The sequence below is a fragment of the Mesorhizobium sp. PAMC28654 genome (assembly GCF_020616515.1).
Lineage (GTDB): Bacteria > Pseudomonadota > Alphaproteobacteria > Rhizobiales > Rhizobiaceae > Mesorhizobium.
Genome location: NZ_CP085135.1, coordinates 6160709 through 6182720 on the forward strand (window position 1 = coordinate 6160709; position 22012 = coordinate 6182720).

Genomic DNA, 22012 nt, shown 5'->3' on the forward strand with positions numbered 1-22012 from the left:
CGCACGCCGCCGATCGCGTAAGGGCCCGGGGAAAATCCCCTTCAATTTCCAGACCTCCCCGGAAAATCATGATTCGTCTCGAAAGCATCGGCAAGCAGAACGGCCGACAGATTGTCTTTATCGAAGCCTCGGCTGCCCTGCAGAAGGGCGAGAAGGTCGGACTCGTCGGCCCCAATGGCGCGGGCAAGACCACGCTGTTTCGCATGATCACCGGGCAGGAGCTGCCCGACGAGGGCCAGGTGCAGGTCGATCGCGGCGTGACCATCGGCTATTTCAGCCAGGATGTCGGCGAGATGGGCGGCCGCAGTGCTGTGGCCGAGACCATGGACGGCGCCGGTCCAGTGAGTGAGCTGATCCGCGAGATGAGCGAGCTGGAGGTCGCCATGGGCGACCCCGACCGAGCCGACGAGATGGATGATATCATCCAGAAATATGGCGAGGCGCAGCACCGCTTCGAGGAACTGGACGGCTATGCGCTGGATGGCCGCGCGCGCGAGGTGCTGGATGGCCTGGGCTTCTCGCAGGAAATGATGGACGGCGATGTCGGAAAACTGTCCGGCGGCTGGAAGATGCGCGTGGCGCTGGCGCGCATCCTGCTGATGCGCCCCGACGCGCTGCTGCTCGACGAGCCAAGCAACCATCTGGATCTCGAAAGCCTGATCTGGCTGGAATCCTTCCTCAAGAACTTCGACGGCGGGCTACTGATGACCTCGCACGACCGCGAGTTCATGAACCGCATCGTCAACAAGATCGTCGAGATCGACGGCGGCTCGCTGACCGCCTATTCCGGCAATTACGAATTCTACCAGCAGCAGCGCGCGATCGCCGACAAGCAGCAGCAGGCGCAGTTCGACCGCCAGCAGGCGATGCTGGCCAAGGAGATCGCCTTCATCGAGCGCTTCAAGGCGCGCGCCTCGCATGCAGCCCAGGTGCAGAGCCGGGTGAAGAAGCTGGACAAGATCGACAAGGTGGAGCCGCCCAAGCGCCGCCAGACCGTGTCGTTCGAGTTCCAGCCGGCGCCGCGTTCGGGCGAGGACGTGGTGACCTTGAAGAACATCCACAAGCGCTATGGCAACCGCACGATCTATGAGGGGCTGGATTTCCAGGTCCGCCGGCGCGAGCGCTGGTGCATCATGGGCGTCAACGGCGCCGGCAAATCGACGCTGCTGAAACTGGTGGCCGGCGCTTCCGAGCCCGACGACGGCACGGTGGCGCGTGGCCCGAGCGTGAAGATGGGCTATTTCGCCCAGCACGCCATGGACCTCTTGGAAGGCGAACGCACCGTGTTCCAGACGCTGGAGGACGCGTTTCCGCAGGCGGGCCAGGCGCCGCTGCGCGCGCTGGCCGGCTGCTTCGGCTTTTCCGGCGACGAGATCGAGAAGCGCTGCCGCGTGCTTTCAGGAGGCGAGAAGGCGCGGCTGGTCATGGCGCTCATGCTGTTCGATCCGCCCAACCTGCTGGTGCTGGACGAGCCGACCAACCATCTGGACATCACCACCAAGGAAATGCTGATCACAGCACTTTCGCAGTATGAAGGCACGATGCTGTTCGTCTCGCATGATCGGCACTTCCTGGCGAAGCTCTCCAACCGCGTGCTGGAACTGACGCCCGAGGGCGTCCACACCTATGGCGGCGGCTATACGGAATATGTTGAACGCACGGGGCACGAGGCGCCGGGATTGCGGAGCTAATGCCATTTCAGAAAAGTGAAACGGTTTTCCTGAAATTGCGTCAGACGAAGAGATGAAGCGGTTCCGCGTTTCGGGGAAACGATGGACCGCTCCAGACTCAGAAATCGTTGAAGATCCGCCCTTCGACACCGCCGAGATAGGTTTTCCAGATATAGGTCGACAGCCGCTTGCCGTAGCCGTCAATATTGACCGTCGACTTCTTGTCCGCCGCACCCAGGACGTGGAACAGCTTCCCATCGACCATCTGGTGGCCGCCCTCCGTGCCTTCGGCCTGGACCGTGACGAGCGTTTCATACGCTTCCGCGATATCATCCAGCTTCACGTGGGAATAAAACACCGGCCAATTCCCACCCCCGGTGTCCATTCCCCACTCCATGCGAGGCGTGAAATCAAGGTCGAGACCTTTCACGGCCGAGAACTTCAGGAAACAGAATCCGGGCCAGAAATACCACCCGGCTTCGTTCGGGCCGGCCGTGTACAGATAGTTGCTGTTGGCGTCGCGTTTCACGCCATAGCCGATCTTGTCCGCAAGCTGGCTTGGTATGTCCAGCGGTGCGACCGGAATGCAGTCATGATCGAGGAAGCCGAACAGGTCAGGCTCGAGGCGGCAAATCAGGTGATGGAAAATCCAGTTCAGCGCCACGCCATGGGAACGTGAGGGGTGACGCTCCGGGTTCTTGTGGAGGGCGAAATACTTGATTCCCCTTGAGGCGCAGATGCGGCCGATGGCATCGCGGGCAGCGGCGTTCGATGAATTGTCGATGACCACGAGTGTCATGCTTTTGGAGTACATCAACCAGGCCTTTGTCATCGCATCGATGACCCAGGGGGTGTTGAAGGCGACCACAAAGCAGAACTGCTTCGAACCGGTCTGTTTCAGTGCATCCGCGAAAGCCGCGCCTTCAGCCGAAGATCTTGAACGGAAATAGTTTCTCCTGACGACGTCGCGAACGGACTTTACGCGCAGGACCAGCGGGTTCCTGTTGAGCGCCCGGACCAAAGGCTTGAATAATCGCATCGTGGCAACCCATTGGAATAGCCGGAATTGGCCTCAGGACATTGGCTGCAGCCGACGATCCTTGCATTCGAGCCGATATCGCTCAACGCACTTGTCGAAGGCAAGCGATAATATTCCGGATAGTCCAATCGCCTTTATCGGCAGGGCCGGGGGCGCTGTCCCCGTAACCTTTTCGATCAATGCCCTGACGCTCCGGGGCCTACTTGCCGGCCATGTGATCGGCAAGTGCCTGCGCCTGGGCGAGAAGCGCGGGGAAGACCGGGTCGCCCGGCAGGTTCTGGGACATGCAGGCGCGGTAGTCGCCGTCACCTTTTTCCCAGGCGGCATTGGCGGTGTCATACGCCTTTTCGTCGTTTTGCTCGGAAGCCTGGGCGGCCAGCTTCTGCGCGGCGTCGTTGGCCGAGGTCCACAGGGCGTCGCAGGCGGCGATCCTGGGAACAGCGGGGGCCGCGGGCGCCGAGGCGATCATGACGCTCTTGCCCTTGACGAGCGTGACGACGACCTGCTGCTCGTAGATCGGCCCCACGTCCTGCGTCCAGCCGCCAAGTCGGGCAATGGCAATATCGGCGCCTTCGGGCTTCTTCAGCGGAAGGTCGAGCGTTCCCGAGAAGGCGGCGTCGCTGTTGATCGCCTGGGTGTAGAAGGCATCGAGCTTCAGCGCCTCATCGATGCCGGTGGGCAGCCTGAGGCCCGCATCCGTATCGGCGGCCCTGGACTGGAGCCAGCGCTGAAGGAGCCCCCGCGTCGTTGCCACGATGCTCGGGCTGTCGTCGCTCTTGGCGTATCTCAGCCCGTCGAGCATGCCGTATCCGACATCGGCGTCGCTCAGGCTTTCCAGATTGATGGTGCCGGTTGCCGGGAAATCCGTAACCGCCAAGGGGCCGAGAAGGATGGAAAGGCGCCCTTCGAGGTCGGCCCGCGCCTTCGCATCGGCCGCATCGAGCGTTTCCACGGGAGCGTTCGCGCTGTTGAGGGCGGCGATGGCTGAAATCGCCTTGTCGCGCGCGGCGATGTAATCGTCCTCGGGCGAGGCCGCGAAAGCAGCGCTGCTTGCAAGCGCGAACATGATCGTCCAGATCAACCGCATGATCTAACCCTCCGATTTCGAATGCATATCGCTTGGCTTGGTGGCTATTGTGCGGCGGCCCCCATGCGAACGTGCCCCATTAACCATCAATTAACTATCCAGTCGCCTTTGATTCAAATTTGCAGGATACTGGTTTGGTCAGAGGGCTCTTCGGGGAGCCTGGATACACGAGATCTACTGGCGCGCCGCTTCGTCCGTGCGCGACAGGCTGAATTCCAAAAAAAGAAGCGGCGGAACACCGTCGCCAAACGGGGAGGCGTCAGCATCATTTTTGATGAGGAGCGCCAGAATGAAGATCGAAGAAGCAGTTACGGCAGTGACAGCCGAAGCGAATGCCCTGCTGTCGTGCCTCGGCCAGCCCGTTGTCGCCTACCACGTCACGGCAATCATGAGCGAGGCGGACTTCGAGCACGCCCGGGAGATGCAACTCGCCTTGATGCGGCGAAGCATCGAGGCGCTGGTCGATGACGGCTTGGAAGACGTCGCCGCCGAACATTTCGCGGCGCGGTTCCACGGTTGCGTCGGCTCGACCTGGAGGCTGCTGCATCGGTCCGAGGCCGCGTCGCACTGATCTCGCCCGAACGGCCTTGGTTGGGCTTTGGCGATGTCCGCGTCTGGGGCAGGGCGGAGTTGTTTTCCACTCTTCCGGCTTGCTTCAGGTCCGCTTGCGCTTCTCCACCTCCGCCTTGCGCAGCAAGAACCGCTGGATCTTGCCGCTCGGTGTCTTCGGCAATTCGCTGACGAAATCGATCTCACGCGGATAGGCGTGGGCCGAGAGCCGCTTTTTCACGTGCTGTGCCAGTTCCTTGGCGAGTTCGGGGCTGCCCTTGAAGGCGGGTGCCAGCACCACGAAGGCCTTGACGATCTCGGTGCGTTGCGGATCGGGAACGCCGACGACGGCGGCCTCGTTGACGGCCGGATGCTCGATGAGCGCGCTTTCGACGTCGAACGGGCCGATGCGGTAGCCGGACGAGGTGATGACGTCATCGGCCCGGCCGATGAAGGAGATCGAGCCGTCCGGCTCGAACTCTACCGTGTCGCCGGTGCGGTAATAGCCCCCCGATATGGCTGGGGTTTCCGACCGGTGATAGCCGTCGAACCAGCGCAGCGGCGAGTTGGCGATGTCGACGGCGAGGATGCCCGGCTGGTTGGGGCCAAGCTCGCGGCCGGCGTCGTCGAGCACGACGATGCGGTAGCCCGGCATGGCAAAGCCGGCCGAGCCGACGCGCACCTTGTGCGACAGGCCGTGGTGGTTGTTGACCATCATGCCGTTCTCGGTCTGGCCGTAATGGTCGTGGATGGGAGCAGCGAGATGAGCGTGGAACCAGCGGATCACTTCCGGGTTGAGCGGCTCGCCGGCGCTGCTCACGACGCGGAGCCGCCCCTTGACGCGGGCGGCGGACGCCGCGCCTTCGGCGAGCAGCAGCCGGAAGGCGGTGGGCGAACCGGCGAGGCTGGTGACGCCCAGGCGCTCGATGATGTCGTAGGTGCTTTGTGCGTTGAAGGCGCCTTCGTAAAGCGTCGTCGCGATGCCGAGCAGCAGGGGCCCGGTGATGGCGTAGTAGAGGCCGTAAGCCCAGCCGGGATCGGCGATGTTCCAGAACACATCATCGGAGCGCAGCCCGATGGCATCGCGCATATAGGCGCCGAAGGCCAGCAGCGCGCTGAGCGGCACCGGCACGCCCTTGGGGAAACCGGTGGTGCCCGACGTCGACATCATCATGAACAGGTCGTCGCCCTTGCGAAGGACGGGCTCGCAGTCGGACGAGGCGGCGGCAAAGGCGGCGCGGAAATCGATGTCGCCGGCCGGCAGGGCTTCGCCGGGGGCAAGGATGGTCGCCACCCGAGCGCAGTCCTCCACCTCGTCGAGCTTGCCGCGATTGGCCGTGTTGGTGACGACGAGTTTCGCCCCGCTGGTCTTCAGCCGGTGGTCGATGGCTTTCGGGCCGAATGCAGTGAACAGCGGCTGATAGACCGCGCCGATGCGCCATGTGCCGAGAATGACAGCCACCAGTTCGGGAATGCGCGGCAGCATGCCGGCCACCACATCGCCGGGACCAACGCCGGCGGCTTTCAGCATAGTGCCGACACGCGCCGACATCTCGCTGAGCTGGTCGAAGGTGAATTCGCGCAGCTGGCCGTCGGCGGAGATCGCGCGCAACGCCAGCCGGTTCTGCCCGGTGTGGCGATCGCAGCATTCGATGCAGGCATTGATGCCCGTCGCGGGATCGCCCTGAAGTCTTGCGATTTCATCCTCGATGCGAAAGCGGGCGAGGGCGTCGTCATAGCGCGGCGTCTTGGTCATGGCAGTCCTCCCTGGCGGCGTGCTGTCTCCTCATGGCGCGCTGTCCGGGTACTAGATGCCTGAAATCGTTGTCGTGGTCGATGCGGCGAAAGTTGGTGGGGCAGCGCGCGCTCCGTCGCGCCTGTTCCGCCGACGTTGCGGCCAGCGTCTTTCTCCCCGTTCACGGGGAGAAATGCCCGGCAGGGCAATGAGGGGCAGCGTGGAGGCTGATAATTTGGTGGTCAACTCCTGTGTTGCCGAAGGTCGGCGGCGCTCAGGACACCGGGCCGAACTGGAGCAATTTGAAGCAATCACCGGTGCCTGGCGTCAGCTGCGTCAGGAAGAGTTTCGACCGATCAATCCATTCCTGGTGCGACCTTGCATCGGCTTCGATCTCCTTGACCGGTGCAAGGTTCACGAAGCCGCGCCCGTTGCTGAAAAGCCAGCACGCACGGCCGAGAAATCTCCTGGCCCGTTGGCGCAAGAGGTCGGTATCATAAAAGATGTCGAGCACCTTCTGCTTGATCTTCCGCTCCCCTTCAGGATTGGCGATCGCAACCTCGATTGGCTCGCCGCCAATTGCATCCGCCAGGTCCTTGTAGTCCAGGCTGAGCTGGGTGGTGGCATATTTGATGTCGCTCTCATCCCGCACGATGTTGAACCACAGCGTCGGGTTGAGTTCGTTGATGACGAATGACGATTCGAAATCGCGAGACAGGTTCAGGATGTCGAACTCGTGAACATCAACGTCGCGCTCGACCAGGCGGATCTTGGCGACCTGCTCGCCGAGTTTTGTTCCGTGCGCGCTGATCGCCGCGTTCGTTCCACCAAGTTCCGGACTGACATAGGGCCCACCATCATCCAGCAGCGCATCGAATTCGCCAAGGAAGCCGACGGCGGCGCTGCCGCGCGCAATGCGTGCCGCCAGTTTGGCCAGAACCTGCTGGAGCTCCGTTTCGCGTTTGCGCTGGTCCTGATAATTCTGCTGAAAAAAGAAGATGAACAGCGACACGCCGATGCCGATCATGATCACGCCCAGCTGCGAAAATATGTTGCGATAATATTCCAGCAACTTTTCACGATGGCGGACATCGTCGCGCACACTCTTGGCCACGCGAAGATTGACGATCAGCGACAGGGTCAGCAGCCCGGCGCCGACCAGGATGAGGCCGCCGATGAGCAGGTAGCCGTGGCCTGAGCTGAAATCCATTCGCTTGCCCTGAAACCCCAGACTGCGCAGAGTAATGCCATTTTGCTCCAACACCTAAGGTTTCGTGCGGTCGGAGCTCATTCCTGGGCCCGCGCTTTCTTTGTGGTGATCGCATTTGGAAAGTCCCCCTGGCTCGGCGAAGCCGAGACGCAGAGGGGGACTTGTTCTGATGCCGCAACCCTTGGCAGGGACAATCCGCAGCAAGCGCGGCTGTTGACCGAAACCCGCTTCCGCCCGATAGGTCCGCCCCAAGCATACCCACCCCGAGAAACCGATGACGTCAAACTCCAACCTCCTTCACGCACCAAACGCCGCGCAGAGCGCAGACGCCGACGCAGCCTGGCAGGCCGATGTCCGCGCCGGCGTGCGCCATGTCGGTGATCTCGCGTCCCTGCCGCTGTCGCCAGCCGAGCGCGCCGCAGCGCAGGCGGCGGCCGCGAACCACAAGGTGCGCGCCCCCAAAGCCTATCTCGACCTGATCGACTGGAACGACCCCGCCGACCCGATCCGGCTGCAGGTCATCCCGCAGCCGCAGGAACTCATCGAGCAGGAGGGCGAGCTTGACGATCCGATCGCCGACCACGGGTTCAGCCCGGTGCCGCGGCTGACGCATCGCCATGCCGACCGGGTGCTGCTGTTCCCGACCTATCAATGTGCCGTCTATTGCCGGTTCTGCTTTCGCAAGGAGTCGCTGACCTCGATCGGCCGTGGCTATTCGCGCGAAGCGCTGGAGCCGGCCTTCGCATACATCGCCGCGCATCCCGAGATCCGCGAGGTGATCCTGACCGGCGGCGATCCGCTGTCGCTACCCGACAAGGCGCTGGCCGAGATCCGCGCCCGCATCGAGGCCATCGCCCATGTGCGGCTGCTGCGCATTCACACGCGCGTGCCGGTGGCGCTGCCCTCGCGCATCACCGCCGGGCTGATAGCTGCCCTGCAGGGCCGGCTGATGGTCACCGTCGTCACCCATTTCAACCACGCACGCGAGATCACCGACGCCACCGAAACGGCGTGCCGTACGCTCAGGCAAGGCGGCTTCATGCTGCTCAACCAGAGCGTACTGCTGAAGGGCGTCAACGACACGGTCGAGGTGCTGGAGGAACTGTGCCGCGAGCTGATGTACCGGCTGGGCGTCAAGCCATATTACCTCCACCACGGCGACCTCGCGCGCGGCATGGCGCACCGGCGCACGACGATCGCCGAGGGCCAGGCGCTTGCCGCCGCGCTGCGCGCGCGCCTCTCGGGCATCTGCAACCCGGTCTATGTGCTGGACCTGCCCGAGGGTGGCGGCAAAGTGCCGCTTGGGCCGTGTTATGTCGAGGCGCGGGACGGGGAGGACTGGCGCATACGCGGGCTGGATGGACAGGTGAGGGCGTATCGGGAGGTGGTGGGGGAGTAGGAAACGCTTTTGCAGGCCTCTGCGCTGCCCCTTACCTGCCTGCCGGGCGATGAGGGGCGGCGCCGACTTTGGCGATTGAAACGATTGCCCTGGGCGTGACCGCCGATTGCGTTGCGCCAGCCCCTAATTCCCCCTCTCAAAAAAATCTCGCCACGCCCGGGAATAAAGCGCGGCCCTCCCGGGTCTTGCTCTGTAGCGAGGCCATTCTTCCGGCACGCACCCAGGAAACAGAACAAGGACCTACCGACATGACCAAGCTCGCTCTCAGCGTGGCTGCGATGATGCTTGCCTCGAGCACTGCCTTCGCCGGCAGTGACCACTTCTCGAACGACTTCAATCAGCCGCTCGCTTCAGTCGATGGCAATGCCACGGCTTCGATCCCTTACGGGGCGCACCACAAGAAGGTCGACACCAAGGTGACGACCGGCCCCAGCCAGACGGCTCCCCAGACTGATGCGGGCGACTTCGTTGGCCCGCCGATCCCGGGCAACTGAGTTCACGGGTCGGGGCTCACCCTCAAGGTCCCACCCAATCCGCATCAGGACGGAGGGCCATGTGGCGTGGCCCTCCGTCACCTCCCATCACCTTCACAAGGAGATCACCATGTTCAGCATGACACGTCGCACATTGCTTGGTTCGGCCGCCGCCGCTGCCGCCTTCGGCCTTGCCGGCAAGCTTGAATTCACCCAGGCCGCCTTCGCGCAAACGCCGGTGGAACCCACTGTCGGTTTCTACAGATACAAGGTCGGCGATATCGAGATCACCGCCATCTATGACGGCATCTGGCGCAAGCCGCACGACCCCGCCTTCATCGCGAACGCCTCGGTCGACGACACCAAGGCGGCACTCGCCAAGGCCGGCCTGACCACCGACTTCATGCCCATTCCGCTCACCGTCGTCGTGCTGAAGATGAACGGCCGGCTGATCATGATGGATGCCGGCTCGGGCGTTGGCCAGTGGCAGACCAATGCCACGCACCTGCCGGCCAACATGGCCGCCGCCGGCATCGACTACAAGGCGATCGACACCATCATGATCTCGCATTTCCACCCTGACCATGTCTGGGGCCTGATGGAAAAGGGCACCAGCGCGCCGGTGTTCCCCAATGCCGAGCTCATCGTCAACGCCACCGAATACAATTGGTGGACCGACCCCAGCCGGCTGGGAAAACTGGCGGAAGGCCGCAAGCCGGCGGGAAAGCGCATCGCCGACAATTTTCCAAAGTGGAAGAACTGGAAGCTGGTCGAGGACGGCGCCGAGGTCGCGCCCGGCATCCAGATCATCGCCGCCCCCGGCCACACGCCGGGACATTCGGTGTACCTCGCCAACTCCGGCAAGGAGCAGATCATGATTTCGGCCGACACCATGTATGTGCCGGCCCTTCTGGCGCCGCATCCGGAATGGCAGGGCAGCTACGACCAGGACGGGCCGACGGCCATCGCCACGCGCCACAAGATCATCGACCGGGTGATTGCCGACAACATCCGCATTTCCGGTTCGCACTTCCCATTCCCGGGCACCGGCACCTTCGTCAAGGACGGCAATGCCTACGGCTTCTCTCCCGTTCAGATTTGAACGGGTAACTCCAACCCAAGCGAGAAAGACAATGAAACAGTTCCTCTACAGCAAGCACGCCCTGTTCGGCCTGCTCGGCGCCATCGCCGTGCTGACCGTGGTTCCCGTCGTCACCGTCATGCCGGCCTATGCCGTCGACGACATCGAGGGCGACGACGCGCCCGACCTCACCGCCGTGAAAGCCAAGATCGACGCCAAGGATTATCAGGGCGCGCTGGCCCAATTGCGCGACATCGCGCAGGACACGCAGCAGGCCGACGTCTACAACCTGCTCGGCTTCACGCTGCGCAAGACCGGCGACTACAAGACCGCGCTGACCTACTACAACAAGGCGCTGGAGCTGAAACCCGACCACAAGGCCGCCCGCGAATATCTGGGCGAGCTCTATGTCGAGACCGGCGACATGCCCAAGGCCAATGAGCAGCTGGCATCGCTGCAAAAACTCTGCCCCGCCGGCTGCGAGGAACTCGAAGACCTGCAGAAGGCCATCGACACCAAGGTCACGAAGTAGGGCTTGGCATTTCCTCTCCCTCCGCAAAGCGGGGGGAGAGGTGGCTCGGCGAAGCCGAGACGGAGTGGGGGGCCTTGGCGCCAACCTCACCCCCAACGCACCACAGCTTCGGGCGCGCGTGGCTGGCGCCCCTTGCCGGAGCCGGCATCGTCCCCCAATGCGCCGGATCCGGCCCTTTCAAACACCAGACATCGGCAGCGCCATTGCGCGCGCCCACCCGGACGCGCCGCGCCTGCCTGTCTTCAAAATCGGAGCCTGACCATGACACCGACAGAACTCACTACGAAGCTGCACGCCTTCGCCACCAGGCTACACGTCAAGGACATCACCCTGCTGGCCGGCCGCCTGCTGCTTTCCCTGCTGTTCCTGCATGAAGGCGTGACACTGGCCACCCATTTCGACGCCGCCGCCAAGGCCATGGCCGCCCAGGGCGTCGGCCTGCCTCTGTTCATCGCGACCATCGCGCTGCAGCTCGGAGCAGGGCTCTCCATCGGCCTTGGCCTGCTGACCCGCCTCGGCGCGGTTGGTCTCGGCCTGTTCTGCCTGGCAACGGCAACGCTCTTCCACACCAACTTCGCCAGCCAGAACGAACTGCTGCATTTCGAGAAGGACCTGGCGATCGCCGGCGGGATGTTCGTGCTGGCGATTGCCGGGGCGGGGAGGGTGTCGCTGGATGGGGTGGTGGCTGGGTATGTGAAGCAGCGGCAGCGGGAGAGCACGGTGGTGGAGACGCTGATGGCGGAGAACCAGATGTCGGTGGGCGAGCTTAAGTTGCCGGTTTGAGGGGCGCGCTGACATTCCGGTTTGGCGCACCGGCGTGGCCGGCCAAGTGCCGCTCAGCGCTTCGTACTACCCCACCCACCCAACGATCACGCAGATGTTCCGGATCGTTCGGCTGCGCGCGGCGTTCATCCGTCACACAACCGGAGGAACCGACCATGGGCGACGAACGGCACGAGAAGACCCAGCAGCGCGCATATGAGATCTGGGAACGCGAAGGCGGGGTTCATGGCGATCCCGAGCGGCACTGGCATCAGGCGCAGGCGGAGATCGACAGGGAGTCGGCTTTGCCGCTGACGGCTGATGATGCGCTGCCGGAAACCCGCGAGATCGCCAGCGCCGATGTGCTCACGGTCGAGGAACTGGCGGTGCGCACCGGCATATCGGGCGACGAGGCGCAGGAGCTGATGGACAGGCTGGGCAGCGACCGCGCGGCGGTCGAGCAGGCGGCGCGGGGTCTCAAGGCGAAACGGCGGAGCTAGGCTGCACGGCGAGGCAGTAGGCAGTAGGCAGTAGGCAGTAGGCAGTAGGCAGTAGGCAGTAGGCAGTAGGCAGTAGGCAGTAGGATCTGGCTGTCCTCGGCTGGCATCTGTTTGTCGGTTTGCAAGCTATCTTGTTGCCGTCCGCCTGCCTGTCGCCGGCCTTGCCGGTTATAGGTCCGGCCCAGCTGGATAGCCTCCGCCAAAATGCTTCGGAACCCTTCGCCGTCTCCCAAGTTGCTCCTGTCCCAACCCAAGGAGATGCACTCATGGACCATACTAACCACGTCAGGCTTACCGATGCCGAGTTGACCCCGGATACGCTCGACGGCGCAACCATCTACGGCCCCGATGACGAGAAGATCGGTTCCGTCGACCATGTTCACGGCAGCCAGATCATCGTCGATGTCGGCGGTTTCCTGGGCATCGGCGCCAAGCCGGTGGCTGTCGCGTCGCGGGAACTGGATTTCATGCGCGACGAGGACGGTGATGTCCACGCCGTGACCAGTTGGACCAAGGATCAGCTGAAAGCCATGCCCGAACATCGCGACTGAAAGACAGAGAGGGGCCGAAAGGCCCCTTCTCCTTTTGCGAAAGGAGAGACCGATGATCAGGAAACTCAAATCAGGACAATACCGGCTCTATTCGCGCAAGAAGGACGAAAAGACCGGCAAGCGCCGCAACCTCGGCACCTTCGACAATCGCGAGGCGGCTGTGAAGCACGAACGCGAGGTGCAGTATTTCAAGCGGCATTGAGGGTTGATTGTCCTTAGGGTCAATCGCAAAGGCCGGCGCTGCCCCTCATTGCCCTGCCCGGCATTTCTCCCCATTTAACGGCTGCGTTATCCACATATCTTCCGTGACTGGCGTGACTGATCGGCCCGAGGCTTGATTGCCACGTGGTTCCCCCAATCCGTCGCTGCTACGCAGCGCCACCTTTCCCCCCTCCGGAGGGAAAGGAAGGAGCGTTGCTGGACGAGCGTTGGCGGCAAAAATCCTGGCGCCTTTCCTCTACCCCGTCGATCGGGGGAGAGGTGGCTCGGCGAAGCCGAGACGGAGTGGGGGTCGACAAGCGCAGCATAAGACAATGCATGCGCCAAGCTGCCATGCACGCCATCGCCAAAGACCAGCGCTTGGAAATGTACGCATTCCGTAGCCGTGAACGGGGAGGAAGAGGCGGAGGGGCGCCCTCGAACTTGGCTTCCCTTAATCCACCGAGACAATCTTGCCCGGGTTCATCACATTGCCGGGGTCGATCATCGCCTTGATCGATCGCGCCAGCGCCTGTTTCACCGGGTCGGCGTGGCGCTCATAGGCGTCGCGCTTTTCCAGGCCGACGCCGTGCTCGGCCGAAAACGAGCCGCCGGCTTCGTTCAGGCCTTCATAGAGCACGTCCTCGATCGCTTCGTGCAGCGCGTGCGAAAGCGGTCCGTCGGTATTGATCGAGATGTGCAAATTGCCGTCGGCGAGATGGCCGAACACATAGGGCGCGTAGGACACGTCGATCTTCTTCAGCCTGGCCTCGATGCGCTCGACATAGGCATCGAGCGCGCCACCGGGCACCGATACGTCGAAGGAGGGCGGCAGATGGTGCATGCGCTCGATCTCGCCGGTCTCCTCGCGTAGCCGCCAGATCGCTTCGGCCTGGGCCTGCGAGGTGGCCACCAGCCCGTCGATGATGCCAGCGTCTTCCCACACCGCCGCAAGCCCTTCCTCCAGTGCCGATTGCGCTGCCTCGACGCTGTCGGCGCCGAGCCCGAGCACCAGCAGGCAGGGCGCCTCCAGCGGCAACTGTCCGGTGGGGTAGCCGAGCGCGCGCTGCATGGCGGTGGCAAAGCGCTGCCACAGGATCTCAGCGGCGGTGAGCCGGGCCCCTGTCGAGGACAGGAAATGCCGGACGATGCGCTGCGCGCTCGCCGCATCGGGCACGCCGACCAGTGCGGTGGCGCTGGCGCCTGCCACCGGGTCGAGCCGGATGGCGACGCGGGTGACGATGCCCAGCGTGCCCTCGGCGCCGATGAACAGGTGTTTCAGGTCATAGCCCGCGCTGGTCTTCAGCACGCGGGTGAGATCGGAGAATATCCGCCCATCGGGGAGCACCGCTTCAATGCCCAGCACGCGGTGGCGCATCGTGCCGTTGCGAAAGGCCATGATGCCGCCGGCATTGGTGGAAACCATGCCGCCGATGGTGGCGCTGCCGCGCGCGGCAAGGTCGATGCCGGGGTCCAGCCCATGCACCGCCAGCGCTTCCTGCAGCACGCCAAGCGCGGTGCCGGCCTGGACGATCGCCACGCGCGCGAACGGGTCGATTTCTTCTATCCGGTTCAGCCCGCCGAGGTCGCAGATGATCTGGCCGGGCAGGGTGGCAGCGCCGCCCGCAAGCCCGGTGCGCCCGCCCTGGGCGACGAGGCTCAATCCACGCGCGGCGCAGAACCTGACCAGCGCCGCGACGCCTTCCGTGTCCCTCGGCCGCACCAGCGCCGAGGCGCCGAAATTGCGGCCATCAAAGCCCGGATCGCGCGTTGCCAGCTCAGCCTCGTCCCAGATGGTGGCGTTGGGACAAGCGGCGCGAAGTTCGGCGATCAGGGAATGCATTTGAAGCTCCGGGGAGGGGATCGCGGCAAGATATAGAGGCAGCGCGGCGCTGGAGTCACGCAATGACTTGCGGCTCCGTCATGCTCGGTTCGCGCGAACACGCTCACGCACTTTCCTGTGGAGCCCGCTTGATGGTCTTGGGAGAATCACGAACCAAGCGCTAACACATGGACAGGGGGATCATGCGCATGTGGCTTCGATCGGCGGACCATCTCATCTCGGAACTGACCCGGGCTTCCAGCGAAATCGACGGGCTGACCAAGTTCGAGCGCGGCAGGCTGCTGCGCCGCGCCGCTTCGGCGATCAAGGCGCGTCGCGACGAGTTCGGTCATTCCGCCGCATCCATCGACGGCGACCAGCCTGTCGACATCGTCTTCGATCTGGAATCGATGGCGAGCCTTGTCGATATCTTCCCGGCGGCCAAGGTTTCATCGCTGATGCTCGAGGCGGTGGATTGCATCAAGCCGGTGCGGGCAACGGATTCGGTTCGTATCTGATTGCTGTTTGGGGAAGCCTCTGCCGGGATGAACCCGGCGAGGCGCCGGCCATCACGGTTGACGCAATTCCGGACGGAAAACCGTTTCACACTTTTCCTGGAATTGCTCTGAGCCTGCCTCAGGCCGATACTCGGGCCACGGCTCTTTGACCAAGCAGCCGGATCGCCTCTTCCTGCGACACGGCTTGGCTGAAACGGAACCCTTGTCCCTCCGAGCCGCCGCCCTCGTAAAGCTGCTCGATCAGCGCTTCGTCTTCGATGCCTTCGGCGGTCACGGGCAGACCGAGTGCCTTGGACAGGCCGAGTATGGCGTTGACCAGTGACGTCGCCTCAACGGAGCCGGCCATCGACATGACGAACGAGCGATCGATTTTCAGACGATCGAAATGACATGTGCGCAGATGCTGGAGGCTGGAATTGCCGGTGCCGAAATCATCGAGCGCGATGCGCACGCCCGCCGCATGGAAGGCCGCGAACGCTTCCTTCGCGGCAACGATGTCGCCGACCAGCACCTGCTCGCTGATCTCGACCTCAAGCCGTGTCGGGCTGAGGCCGGTTTCGCCGAGAATCTGGAGAATGCGCAGCACCATCAGCGGATCGGCAAGCTGCACCCGGGAAATGTTGAAACAAAGCTTGGTGTCCACGGGCCATTGCGTGGCATCGCGCGCCGCGATCCGCAGCAGATGGGCGGAGAGCGGGATGATCAACCCGCCATCCTCGGCGATGCCGATGAACTGCTCCGGCTCCAGCTGTCCGAATTCGGGATGATCCCAGCGCGCCAGCGCCTCGAAGCCGATGATGAGGCCCGACTTCAGGTCGACGATCGGCTGGTAGTGCGGCCGCACCGTGCCGTCGGCGATTGCCTTGCGCAGATCGCGTTCGATCCTGGCGCGCTTCTGCACCTGGGCATCCATGTCGGCCTCGAAGAAGCAGAAACTGCCGCGGCCGTTCATCTTGGCCCGATAGAGGGCAATGTCGGCCCGCCGCACGAGCTCTTCCGAATCCGTCGCATCCTGCGGCGCCATGGAGATGCCGATCGAGGCGCCGAGCGTCACCTGCACGTCGTCGATGTCGAACGGCCGCTCGAACAGCGCAAGCAGCCTGCGGGCGACGCGCGCCGGCTCATCGGTGTCGGCAGCCGGCAGCAACAGCGCGAATTCATCGCCGCCGAAGCGGGCGAGCATTGCTCCGGTCCCGACAATCGCCGAGGCCCGCTTGGCGAATGCGATCAACACCTTGTCGCCGACGCCATGGCCAAAAACGTCGTTGACCGGCTTGAAGCGATCGAGGTCGATCATCATCAGCGCGAAGCTGTCGTTTCCGCCAGGACCGCCAGGGCCGTCAAGCGATGCCAGGAGACGGCTGCCGAACTGGCGCCGATTGGGGAGGCCGGTGAGGGCATCGGCGAGCGCGAGATGCTGGGCCCGGTCCTCGGCATGCTGGCGAGCCTTGATCTCGCGCCGCATCTCCTGAAGCCGCCGAACACCGAAGAGGATGAGGCCGACGAAACCCAGCAATACAGCCAGGACGATCTCATCGAACAGCGAATCCGAATAGAAATCCAGTCTGCGGTCGATCTCTCCGAGCAGGGCATGGGCATCAAAGGCCTGCGCTATCAAGAACACAAGCAGCAGGCCGCCCACGATCGCGATCGTGTCGAAGGCCGCGCGCCGCTGATCATGGATAGCCGAAGCCAGATGCCGCCGCTCCGGCAGTCGAAAGCGCATTGCTCAATCCTCTTTGGCCGAGAATGGACGCAACCGATTAACAAATTCCGGACGCGGGCGGGCAGGACGTCATGCGCGCGGCAATCGAATCCAGCCAACATGGATTGGTTTGGCTACCGGTGTCTCGCTGGCCGATCAGTTTTGACCGGCCAGCGCCGACAGGCTGCCGAGAAGCTTCGTCTTGTCCTTGCCGATCATCAGCACACCGCTGTCCGGGGCCAGCAGGGCGGAGAACGGCAACATCGCCGCGCCGATCGGCGAGGCCTCGGGTCCGAACTGCCCCGACACGATTTCCGGCGCCACGATGCCTATGGCGCTGATCCGGTTGAACTGGGTCTGGACCCTTGCCAGAAGTTCGAGATGGATCTGCCGCGGCAGGATGCTGTCGAGAACGATCGCCTCGATGTCGATGACGGAGGTGATGGCGATGATTGCCTCGACCAGCGCGTTCGCGCAATCGTCGATCCATTCGAACAGCGGCTCGCGCGCGCCCGGCGGCAGCGGGTCCAGTTCCCGCACGCGATTGATCTCGACGCCGCGCGACTTGAGATGATTGACCAGCACATAGATCGAGGCGCGATGCAGCAGGCTCTGGTAGCGCGCCGGCTTGGCCGCCACCGAATCGAGGCTTGAAGGCGAGACCGGCAGAGGGCCGAGCGCGGCGCTGTTGCCGTGCGGTCCGGTATGGACCCTGCCGCCTTGCACCAGCCCGCCGCCGACGAAAGTGTCGATCGAAATATGCATGAAATCGCGGAACCGGGCGCCGGCCCCTTGGATCAGTTCGGCGAGCGCCGCCGATGACGCGTCGTTTTCCACGAAGACCGGCGTCTTCGGCCTCGTGGCGAAGAATGCTGTCAGGTCGATTGCTTCCCAGCGGTTGCCAAGATCGTCGGGAAAGCCGAGTTCCTCGCTCCAGCCGCCGAGGAAATAGGGCGAAGCGATGCCGACGCCGACGATGCTGGCATCGTCAAGCCCGTCGACCAGCTTTTCGAAATTAGCCAGCGACATGTTGCCGGCCTTGAGCACCAGATCGGGATCCGGAAAGCGGTACTCGTGCGACTCGCGGGCACGGACCTCGCCGGCGAAGTCGACGAGCACTGCTTCCAGCGCGCGTCGGCCGATCTTGATGCCAACGCTGTAGATCCGCTCCGGCGCAAGCCTGTAGAGAGTGGACGGCGATCCACGCTGTCCGAACCTTTTTCCCACTTGCTTTACAAATCCAGACGACTCCAGCCCGTCAACAATGGCGGCGACCGCAGCCGGGGTCAGATTCGCGGCGCGTGCCAGGTCCGGCTTCGATGCCTCTTTCAGGCGCCGAATGGCATCAAGCACGAAGCGCTCATTGTAATGCCGGACTTTGACTGAATTGCTGCCTTTTCCAGACAAAACTGGCGTCTCCCTAACTATTCTCGCGGAGCGAGGCTGGCCGCCCGCAACCTTGAAACGGCTACGATCGAGGCACTCCGGCCGCCCCTGTCCGCGAGGCGACAGTGCGCGCCGGGATCGTGGAAGTCAATTTTCCTGTTGCGACTTTCGCCTATTTAATATAGCAAATTGAAAAAATAACTACCCCAGGGAGGGAGAGTGCTGCACGTGGGCGCATATGGCGAAACCGATGCCGCGATGGAGAGGGCGGCCGTTCCCGTTGCCCTGGTTCAGGTGACAAAGGCCTTCGGCGGCACGATCGCCCTCAAGGACGCGTCCTTCGAATTGCGCTCCGGCGAGGTGCTGGCACTGCTTGGCGAAAATGGCGCTGGCAAGAGCACCTGCGTGAAGCTGCTGGCCGGCGTGCACTCCCCAACCGACGGTCATGTCGAAGTCGACGGCAAGCCCGTGGTTTTTCGTTCCCCTCACGACGCTCAGGCCGCCGGCATTGCGGTCATGCACCAGCATCCCGGCCTGTTCCCGGATCTTTCAGTCGGGGAAAATATCTATCTCGGCCACATGTTGCGCGACCGCTTCGGCGGCATCGACAACGCCGCCATGCTTGCTGGCGCGCGCAAGGTGCTTGCGACGGTCGGCCTGGACGTTCCTGCCGAAACGCGGCTAGGCGCGCTGCGCACCTCCGAACAACAACTCGTCGAGATCGCCCGCGCGCTATCGCTCAACGCGCGCGTGCTGATCATGGACGAGCCCACGGCGGCCCTCTCGCAGCGCGAGGTTGAGCGGCTTTTCACCGTCGTCGCCGATCTGAGGTTGCACGGCGTGGCGATGATGTTCGTCGGCCATCGCATGGACGAAATCTTCCGCATCGCCGATCGCATCGCGGTGCTGCGTGACGGGCGCCTCATCGGCGTCAAGCCGAAGGCAGAGCTTGGTCGCGCCGCAGCCATCAGCATGATGGTCGGCCGCGAAGTGACCGACCTCTATCCCGAACGGCGCCACGCGCCTGGCGCGCTGGTGCTGGAGGCGAGGGGGCTTTCGCACGCCGGCGGGTTTTCCAACATCGACCTCAAGCTCCATGCCGGAGAAGTGCTCGGGCTTGGCGGCCTGGTCGGCAGCGGGCGGACCGAGATCGCGCGCGTGCTGTTCGGCATCGACCGGCAGGATGCCGGCGAAATTCTCATCGACGGCCAGGCCATGCGCTTCGCATCGGCGCGCGACGCCATGAACGCGCGCATCGCCTATGTCTCGGAAGACCGCATGGGCCAGAGCCTGGTGATGGATTTCTCCATCCTCGACAATGCGGTGCTGCCGGTTCTAGACAAGGCCGCCCATTTCGGATTCTACGGCACGGATCGTGCCATCGATCTGGTCTCGGATTGGCTGAAGCGCATGAAGCTGCGCTTCTCCGGTTATGGGCAGCCGGTCAAGGAATTGTCCGGCGGCAACCAGCAGAAGGTCGTGCTGGCCAAATGGCTGCGCACCGAGCCGCGCGTACTCATCCTCGACGAGCCGACACAAGGCATCGACGTCGGCACCAAGGCGGAAGTGCACGCGATGATCGCGGACCTTGCCGCGCAAGGCATGGCGATCATCCTGATCTCCTCCGAGATGCCCGAGCTCATCGGCATGTGCGACCGCATCGTCGTTCTGCGCGAAGGACACCAGACGGCCGAATTCGCCAGGGAAGACGCCACCCAGGAAAAAGTGCTGGAGGCGGCGACCAAGACCAGCGAGCGCGTCGATGCGTCAGCGCGGGCGGAGCGTGCCGCCTTCAAGGAGAAGAAAAAAGCACCGCTCGATTTCCTCAAGCGGCGGGAGTTCGGGCTGCTCGCCGCGATGCTGGCGGTCGCCATCCCGGTTACCATCATCAATCCGCGCATGGTGAGTGCGGCAAACCTGACCGCCATCTCGATGGATGCCGCGCTGCTGATCGTCGCGGCACTCGCCCAGATGCTGGTGCTGATCACGCGCAACATCGACCTTTCGATCGCCGCAGTGATCGGCCTTTCGGCCTACATGGCGGCCAGTATGGTTCAAGCCTATCCAGGGCTCGACATCGGCGTCGGTCTGGCGACCGCTTGCGCGGTCGGTGGCGTCGCCGGGCTGCTCAACGGCCTTGTCGTCACCAAGGGAAGGATTCCGGCCATCGTCGTCACGCTGGGCTCGATGTCGATCTTTCGCGGCTTTAATTCGCTGTGGGCGGCCGGCAACCAGATCAGTGCCGACGAGGTTACGCAGGCCTGGCTTGACATGACCGGACTGAAGATCGCCGGCGTGCCGCTGATCGTCGTCATTGCCATGGTCATTCTGTGCGCCGGCTATGTGCTGCTCTATCGCACGGCCATCGGGCGCGAACTGTACGCCACCGGCTCCAACCCGGATGGCGCGCGCCTTATCGGTATCCCCGTCGACCGGCGCATCCTCCTGGCCTTCGGCGTGGCTGGAGTGCTCGGCGGCCTGTGCGGGGCGCTCTGGGCATCCCGCTACGCCACCATAGATGCCCGCGTCGCGGTCGGCTTCGAACTCACGGTGATCGCTTCGGCGGTCGTCGGCGGCGTCGCCATTCGCGGCGGTTCGGGCACACTGCTCGGTGTTATCCTCGGCGCGCTCACCCTACTGGTCATTAAGAACGGCCTGACGCTGGTGCGCGTTGACCCGCTGTGGCTGCAGGGCGTCTACGGCCTGGTGATCCTGGCCGCCATAGGCATCGATAGCTTCATTGTCCGGCGTGCGGAGCAGGCAAGACAGGCGAGGGCGAGATGAAAAAGCTCCTCCGATCGATCGATTTCTGGGATCTGCTGCTGGCGAGCGCCTGCCTCGCCATCTTCCTCTACGCGGCGATCTTCGTGCCGAATTTCGTCTCGGGTTTCAACCTCTCGCAACTGGCCGCGAGTGCCTCGGAAAAGGCCTTGCTGATCCTGCCGATGACGCTGCTCATCATTACCCGCGAGATCGACCTGTCGATCGCCTCGATGCTGGCGCTGACGTCCGTGGTCTTTGGCCTGCTTGTCCAGGCCGGCATGCCGACGCTGGCGGCAATCCCGCTGACGCTCGTCGCCGGAGGCCTGCTCGGCGCCTTCAACGGCTATCTGGTCTCGAGGCTGGGGTTGCAGTCGCTGGTGGTGACGCTCGGCACCATGGCGCTCTATCGCGGTGTTGGCTACATCCTGCTCGGCACCGGTTCGGTCAATATCCTGCCGCCGGCGGTCGTCGATTTCGGCATCAACAACCTGCCGGGCACCGAGATACCATGGACCATCGTGCCCTTCCTGCTGCTGGCGCCGGTGTTCGCGGTCGTCCTGCAGAAGACGCCGACCGGCAAGCGCATCTACGCGCTCGGCGGCAGTCCCGAAGTGGCGCGCTATTCCGGCATCAACACGCGCCGGATGGTGTTGAACCTGTTCGTCGTCTCGGGCGTGGTCGCGGCGATCGCCGGCATCGTCTATACCGCGCGCCTTTCCAACGCCCGCGCCAACAATGCGCTTGGCATGGAGCTCGACGTCATCACCATCGTGCTGCTCGGGGGCGTCAGCGTCTTTGGCGGCAAGGGCCGCTTGACAGGCGTTATGCTGGCGCTGGTCTTGATCGCCATCATCCGCAACGTGCTGGCGCTCAACCAGATCGGCGGTGACGCGCAGGGCATGATCATCGGCATGCTTCTGATCGGCTCGCTGCTGGTCGGCAATTACTGGCGCTCCGCACAGGAGAGGCTCTCAAGATCGCGCGTCTTGCGCGAGACCAAGGGGTGATGTCGGGCCCCTTCCTTCAAGCCCG

The 22012-nt window shown here is 63.7% G+C and carries 20 protein-coding genes; 13 read left to right on the top strand and 7 right to left on the bottom strand.

The genetic code is table 11. From position 1 onward, the window contains the following. Window positions 1-68 precede the first annotated feature (68 nt). Window positions 69-1691 carry an ABC-F family ATP-binding cassette domain-containing protein gene (locus tag LGH82_RS30470; RefSeq protein ID WP_227346223.1) on the top strand — a complete coding sequence of 541 codons (1623 nt, stop codon included), beginning with the start codon at window positions 69-71 and terminating at the stop codon, window positions 1689-1691. Window positions 1692-1788: 97 nt separating this feature from the next. On the opposite strand, the gene LGH82_RS30475 is transcribed toward LGH82_RS30470, so the two are convergent. Then, entirely contained in the window at window positions 1789-2538 is a 750-nt protein-coding gene (locus tag LGH82_RS30475) for a hypothetical protein (protein ID WP_227346224.1), read from the bottom strand. A gap of 370 nt (window positions 2539-2908) precedes the next feature. Beyond that, the gene (locus LGH82_RS30480) at window positions 2909-3796 is read right to left on the bottom strand and encodes a hypothetical protein (protein WP_227346225.1); all 888 of its coding nucleotides are present in this window, start codon (window positions 3794-3796) and stop codon (window positions 2909-2911) included. Between the two features lie 289 nt (window positions 3797-4085). Between LGH82_RS30480 and LGH82_RS30485 the strand changes: the two genes are divergently transcribed. After that, window positions 4086-4367 (top strand): hypothetical protein, encoded by a 282-nt coding sequence (locus LGH82_RS30485; protein ID WP_227346226.1) that lies wholly within the window; start codon window positions 4086-4088, stop codon window positions 4365-4367. A gap of 84 nt (window positions 4368-4451) precedes the next feature. Here LGH82_RS30485 and LGH82_RS30490 read toward each other — a convergent pair whose 3' ends face one another. Further along, the gene (locus tag LGH82_RS30490; RefSeq protein WP_227346227.1) at window positions 4452-6101 is read right to left on the bottom strand and encodes an acyl-CoA synthetase; all 1650 of its coding nucleotides are present in this window, start codon (window positions 6099-6101) and stop codon (window positions 4452-4454) included. A gap of 253 nt (window positions 6102-6354) precedes the next feature. Further along, the gene (locus tag LGH82_RS30495) at window positions 6355-7290 is read right to left on the bottom strand and encodes a hypothetical protein (RefSeq protein ID WP_227346228.1); all 936 of its coding nucleotides are present in this window, start codon (window positions 7288-7290) and stop codon (window positions 6355-6357) included. 274 nt (window positions 7291-7564) lie between these two features. Here LGH82_RS30495 and LGH82_RS30500 point away from each other — a divergent pair, with 274 nt between their 5' ends. The 8 genes from LGH82_RS30500 to LGH82_RS30535 all read left to right on the top strand — a co-directional run bounded on the left by LGH82_RS30500 (window position 7565) and on the right by LGH82_RS30535 (window position 12790). Next, window positions 7565-8689 carry a KamA family radical SAM protein gene (locus LGH82_RS30500; protein WP_227346229.1) on the top strand — a complete coding sequence of 375 codons (1125 nt, stop codon included), beginning with the start codon at window positions 7565-7567 and terminating at the stop codon, window positions 8687-8689. A gap of 248 nt (window positions 8690-8937) precedes the next feature. Further along, on the top strand, window positions 8938-9183 hold the full coding sequence (locus tag LGH82_RS30505) for a DUF680 domain-containing protein (protein ID WP_227346230.1): 246 nt from the start codon (window positions 8938-8940) through the stop codon (window positions 9181-9183). A 109-nt stretch (window positions 9184-9292) separates the two neighbouring features. Further along, window positions 9293-10264: an MBL fold metallo-hydrolase gene (locus tag LGH82_RS30510; protein WP_227346231.1), complete on the top strand. Its 972-nt coding sequence runs from the start codon at window positions 9293-9295 to the stop codon at window positions 10262-10264. Window positions 10265-10295: 31 nt separating this feature from the next. Beyond that, window positions 10296-10775, top strand: a complete 480-nt coding sequence (locus LGH82_RS30515; protein WP_227346232.1) for a tetratricopeptide repeat protein — start codon at window positions 10296-10298, stop codon at window positions 10773-10775. Window positions 10776-11036: 261 nt separating this feature from the next. Then, complete coding sequence (locus LGH82_RS30520; RefSeq protein WP_227346233.1) at window positions 11037-11558, top strand: DoxX family protein; 522 nt, start codon at window positions 11037-11039, stop codon at window positions 11556-11558. Between the two features lie 155 nt (window positions 11559-11713). Beyond that, window positions 11714-12037, top strand: coding sequence for a DUF2934 domain-containing protein (locus tag LGH82_RS30525; protein WP_227346234.1), 324 nt, complete (start codon window positions 11714-11716; stop codon window positions 12035-12037). Between the two features lie 266 nt (window positions 12038-12303). Continuing rightward, window positions 12304-12588 (top strand): PRC-barrel domain containing protein, encoded by a 285-nt coding sequence (locus tag LGH82_RS30530; RefSeq protein ID WP_227346235.1) that lies wholly within the window; start codon window positions 12304-12306, stop codon window positions 12586-12588. 52 nt (window positions 12589-12640) lie between these two features. Then, entirely contained in the window at window positions 12641-12790 is a 150-nt protein-coding gene (locus LGH82_RS30535) for a hypothetical protein (RefSeq protein WP_227346236.1), read from the top strand. Window positions 12791-13240: 450 nt separating this feature from the next. On the opposite strand, the gene LGH82_RS30540 is transcribed toward LGH82_RS30535, so the two are convergent. After that, window positions 13241-14629: an FAD-binding oxidoreductase gene (locus LGH82_RS30540; protein WP_227346237.1), complete on the bottom strand. Its 1389-nt coding sequence runs from the start codon at window positions 14627-14629 to the stop codon at window positions 13241-13243. Between the two features lie 188 nt (window positions 14630-14817). Here LGH82_RS30540 and LGH82_RS30545 point away from each other — a divergent pair, with 188 nt between their 5' ends. After that, complete coding sequence (locus LGH82_RS30545) at window positions 14818-15126, top strand: hypothetical protein (protein ID WP_227346238.1); 309 nt, start codon at window positions 14818-14820, stop codon at window positions 15124-15126. 118 nt (window positions 15127-15244) lie between these two features. On the opposite strand, the gene LGH82_RS30550 is transcribed toward LGH82_RS30545, so the two are convergent. Beyond that, window positions 15245-16852 carry a putative bifunctional diguanylate cyclase/phosphodiesterase gene (locus LGH82_RS30550; protein ID WP_227346239.1) on the bottom strand — a complete coding sequence of 536 codons (1608 nt, stop codon included), beginning with the start codon at window positions 16850-16852 and terminating at the stop codon, window positions 15245-15247. Between the two features lie 135 nt (window positions 16853-16987). Then, the gene (locus LGH82_RS30555; RefSeq protein WP_227346240.1) at window positions 16988-18058 is read right to left on the bottom strand and encodes an ROK family protein; all 1071 of its coding nucleotides are present in this window, start codon (window positions 18056-18058) and stop codon (window positions 16988-16990) included. Between the two features lie 378 nt (window positions 18059-18436). On the opposite strand from LGH82_RS30555, the gene LGH82_RS30560 reads away from it, so the two are divergent. Continuing rightward, complete coding sequence (locus LGH82_RS30560; protein WP_227346241.1) at window positions 18437-21001, top strand: ATP-binding cassette domain-containing protein; 2565 nt, start codon at window positions 18437-18439, stop codon at window positions 20999-21001. Then, complete coding sequence (locus LGH82_RS30565; protein ID WP_227346242.1) at window positions 20998-21987, top strand: ABC transporter permease; 990 nt, start codon at window positions 20998-21000, stop codon at window positions 21985-21987. Before LGH82_RS30560 ends, LGH82_RS30565 begins: the two co-directional genes overlap by 4 nt. The last annotated feature ends 25 nt before the right edge of the window (window positions 21988-22012 follow it).

Coding starts and splice junctions, on each gene's coding strand:
- LGH82_RS30565 (WP_227346242.1), top strand. CDS start 20,998: ATGAAAAAGCTCCTCCGATCGATCGATTTCTGGGATCTGCTGCTGGCG.
- LGH82_RS30550 (WP_227346239.1), bottom strand. CDS start 16,852: ATGCGCTTTCGACTGCCGGAGCGGCGGCATCTGGCTTCGGCTATCCAT.
- LGH82_RS30490 (WP_227346227.1), bottom strand. CDS start 6,101: ATGACCAAGACGCCGCGCTATGACGACGCCCTCGCCCGCTTTCGCATC.
- LGH82_RS30545 (WP_227346238.1), top strand. CDS start 14,818: ATGTGGCTTCGATCGGCGGACCATCTCATCTCGGAACTGACCCGGGCT.
- LGH82_RS30525 (WP_227346234.1), top strand. CDS start 11,714: ATGGGCGACGAACGGCACGAGAAGACCCAGCAGCGCGCATATGAGATC.
- LGH82_RS30530 (WP_227346235.1), top strand. CDS start 12,304: ATGGACCATACTAACCACGTCAGGCTTACCGATGCCGAGTTGACCCCG.
- LGH82_RS30470 (WP_227346223.1), top strand. CDS start 69: ATGATTCGTCTCGAAAGCATCGGCAAGCAGAACGGCCGACAGATTGTC.
- LGH82_RS30510 (WP_227346231.1), top strand. CDS start 9,293: ATGTTCAGCATGACACGTCGCACATTGCTTGGTTCGGCCGCCGCCGCT.
- LGH82_RS30495 (WP_227346228.1), bottom strand. CDS start 7,290: ATGGATTTCAGCTCAGGCCACGGCTACCTGCTCATCGGCGGCCTCATC.
- LGH82_RS30480 (WP_227346225.1), bottom strand. CDS start 3,796: ATGCGGTTGATCTGGACGATCATGTTCGCGCTTGCAAGCAGCGCTGCT.
- LGH82_RS30500 (WP_227346229.1), top strand. CDS start 7,565: ATGACGTCAAACTCCAACCTCCTTCACGCACCAAACGCCGCGCAGAGC.
- LGH82_RS30515 (WP_227346232.1), top strand. CDS start 10,296: ATGAAACAGTTCCTCTACAGCAAGCACGCCCTGTTCGGCCTGCTCGGC.
- LGH82_RS30505 (WP_227346230.1), top strand. CDS start 8,938: ATGACCAAGCTCGCTCTCAGCGTGGCTGCGATGATGCTTGCCTCGAGC.
- LGH82_RS30485 (WP_227346226.1), top strand. CDS start 4,086: ATGAAGATCGAAGAAGCAGTTACGGCAGTGACAGCCGAAGCGAATGCC.
- LGH82_RS30540 (WP_227346237.1), bottom strand. CDS start 14,629: ATGCATTCCCTGATCGCCGAACTTCGCGCCGCTTGTCCCAACGCCACC.
- LGH82_RS30535 (WP_227346236.1), top strand. CDS start 12,641: ATGATCAGGAAACTCAAATCAGGACAATACCGGCTCTATTCGCGCAAG.
- LGH82_RS30520 (WP_227346233.1), top strand. CDS start 11,037: ATGACACCGACAGAACTCACTACGAAGCTGCACGCCTTCGCCACCAGG.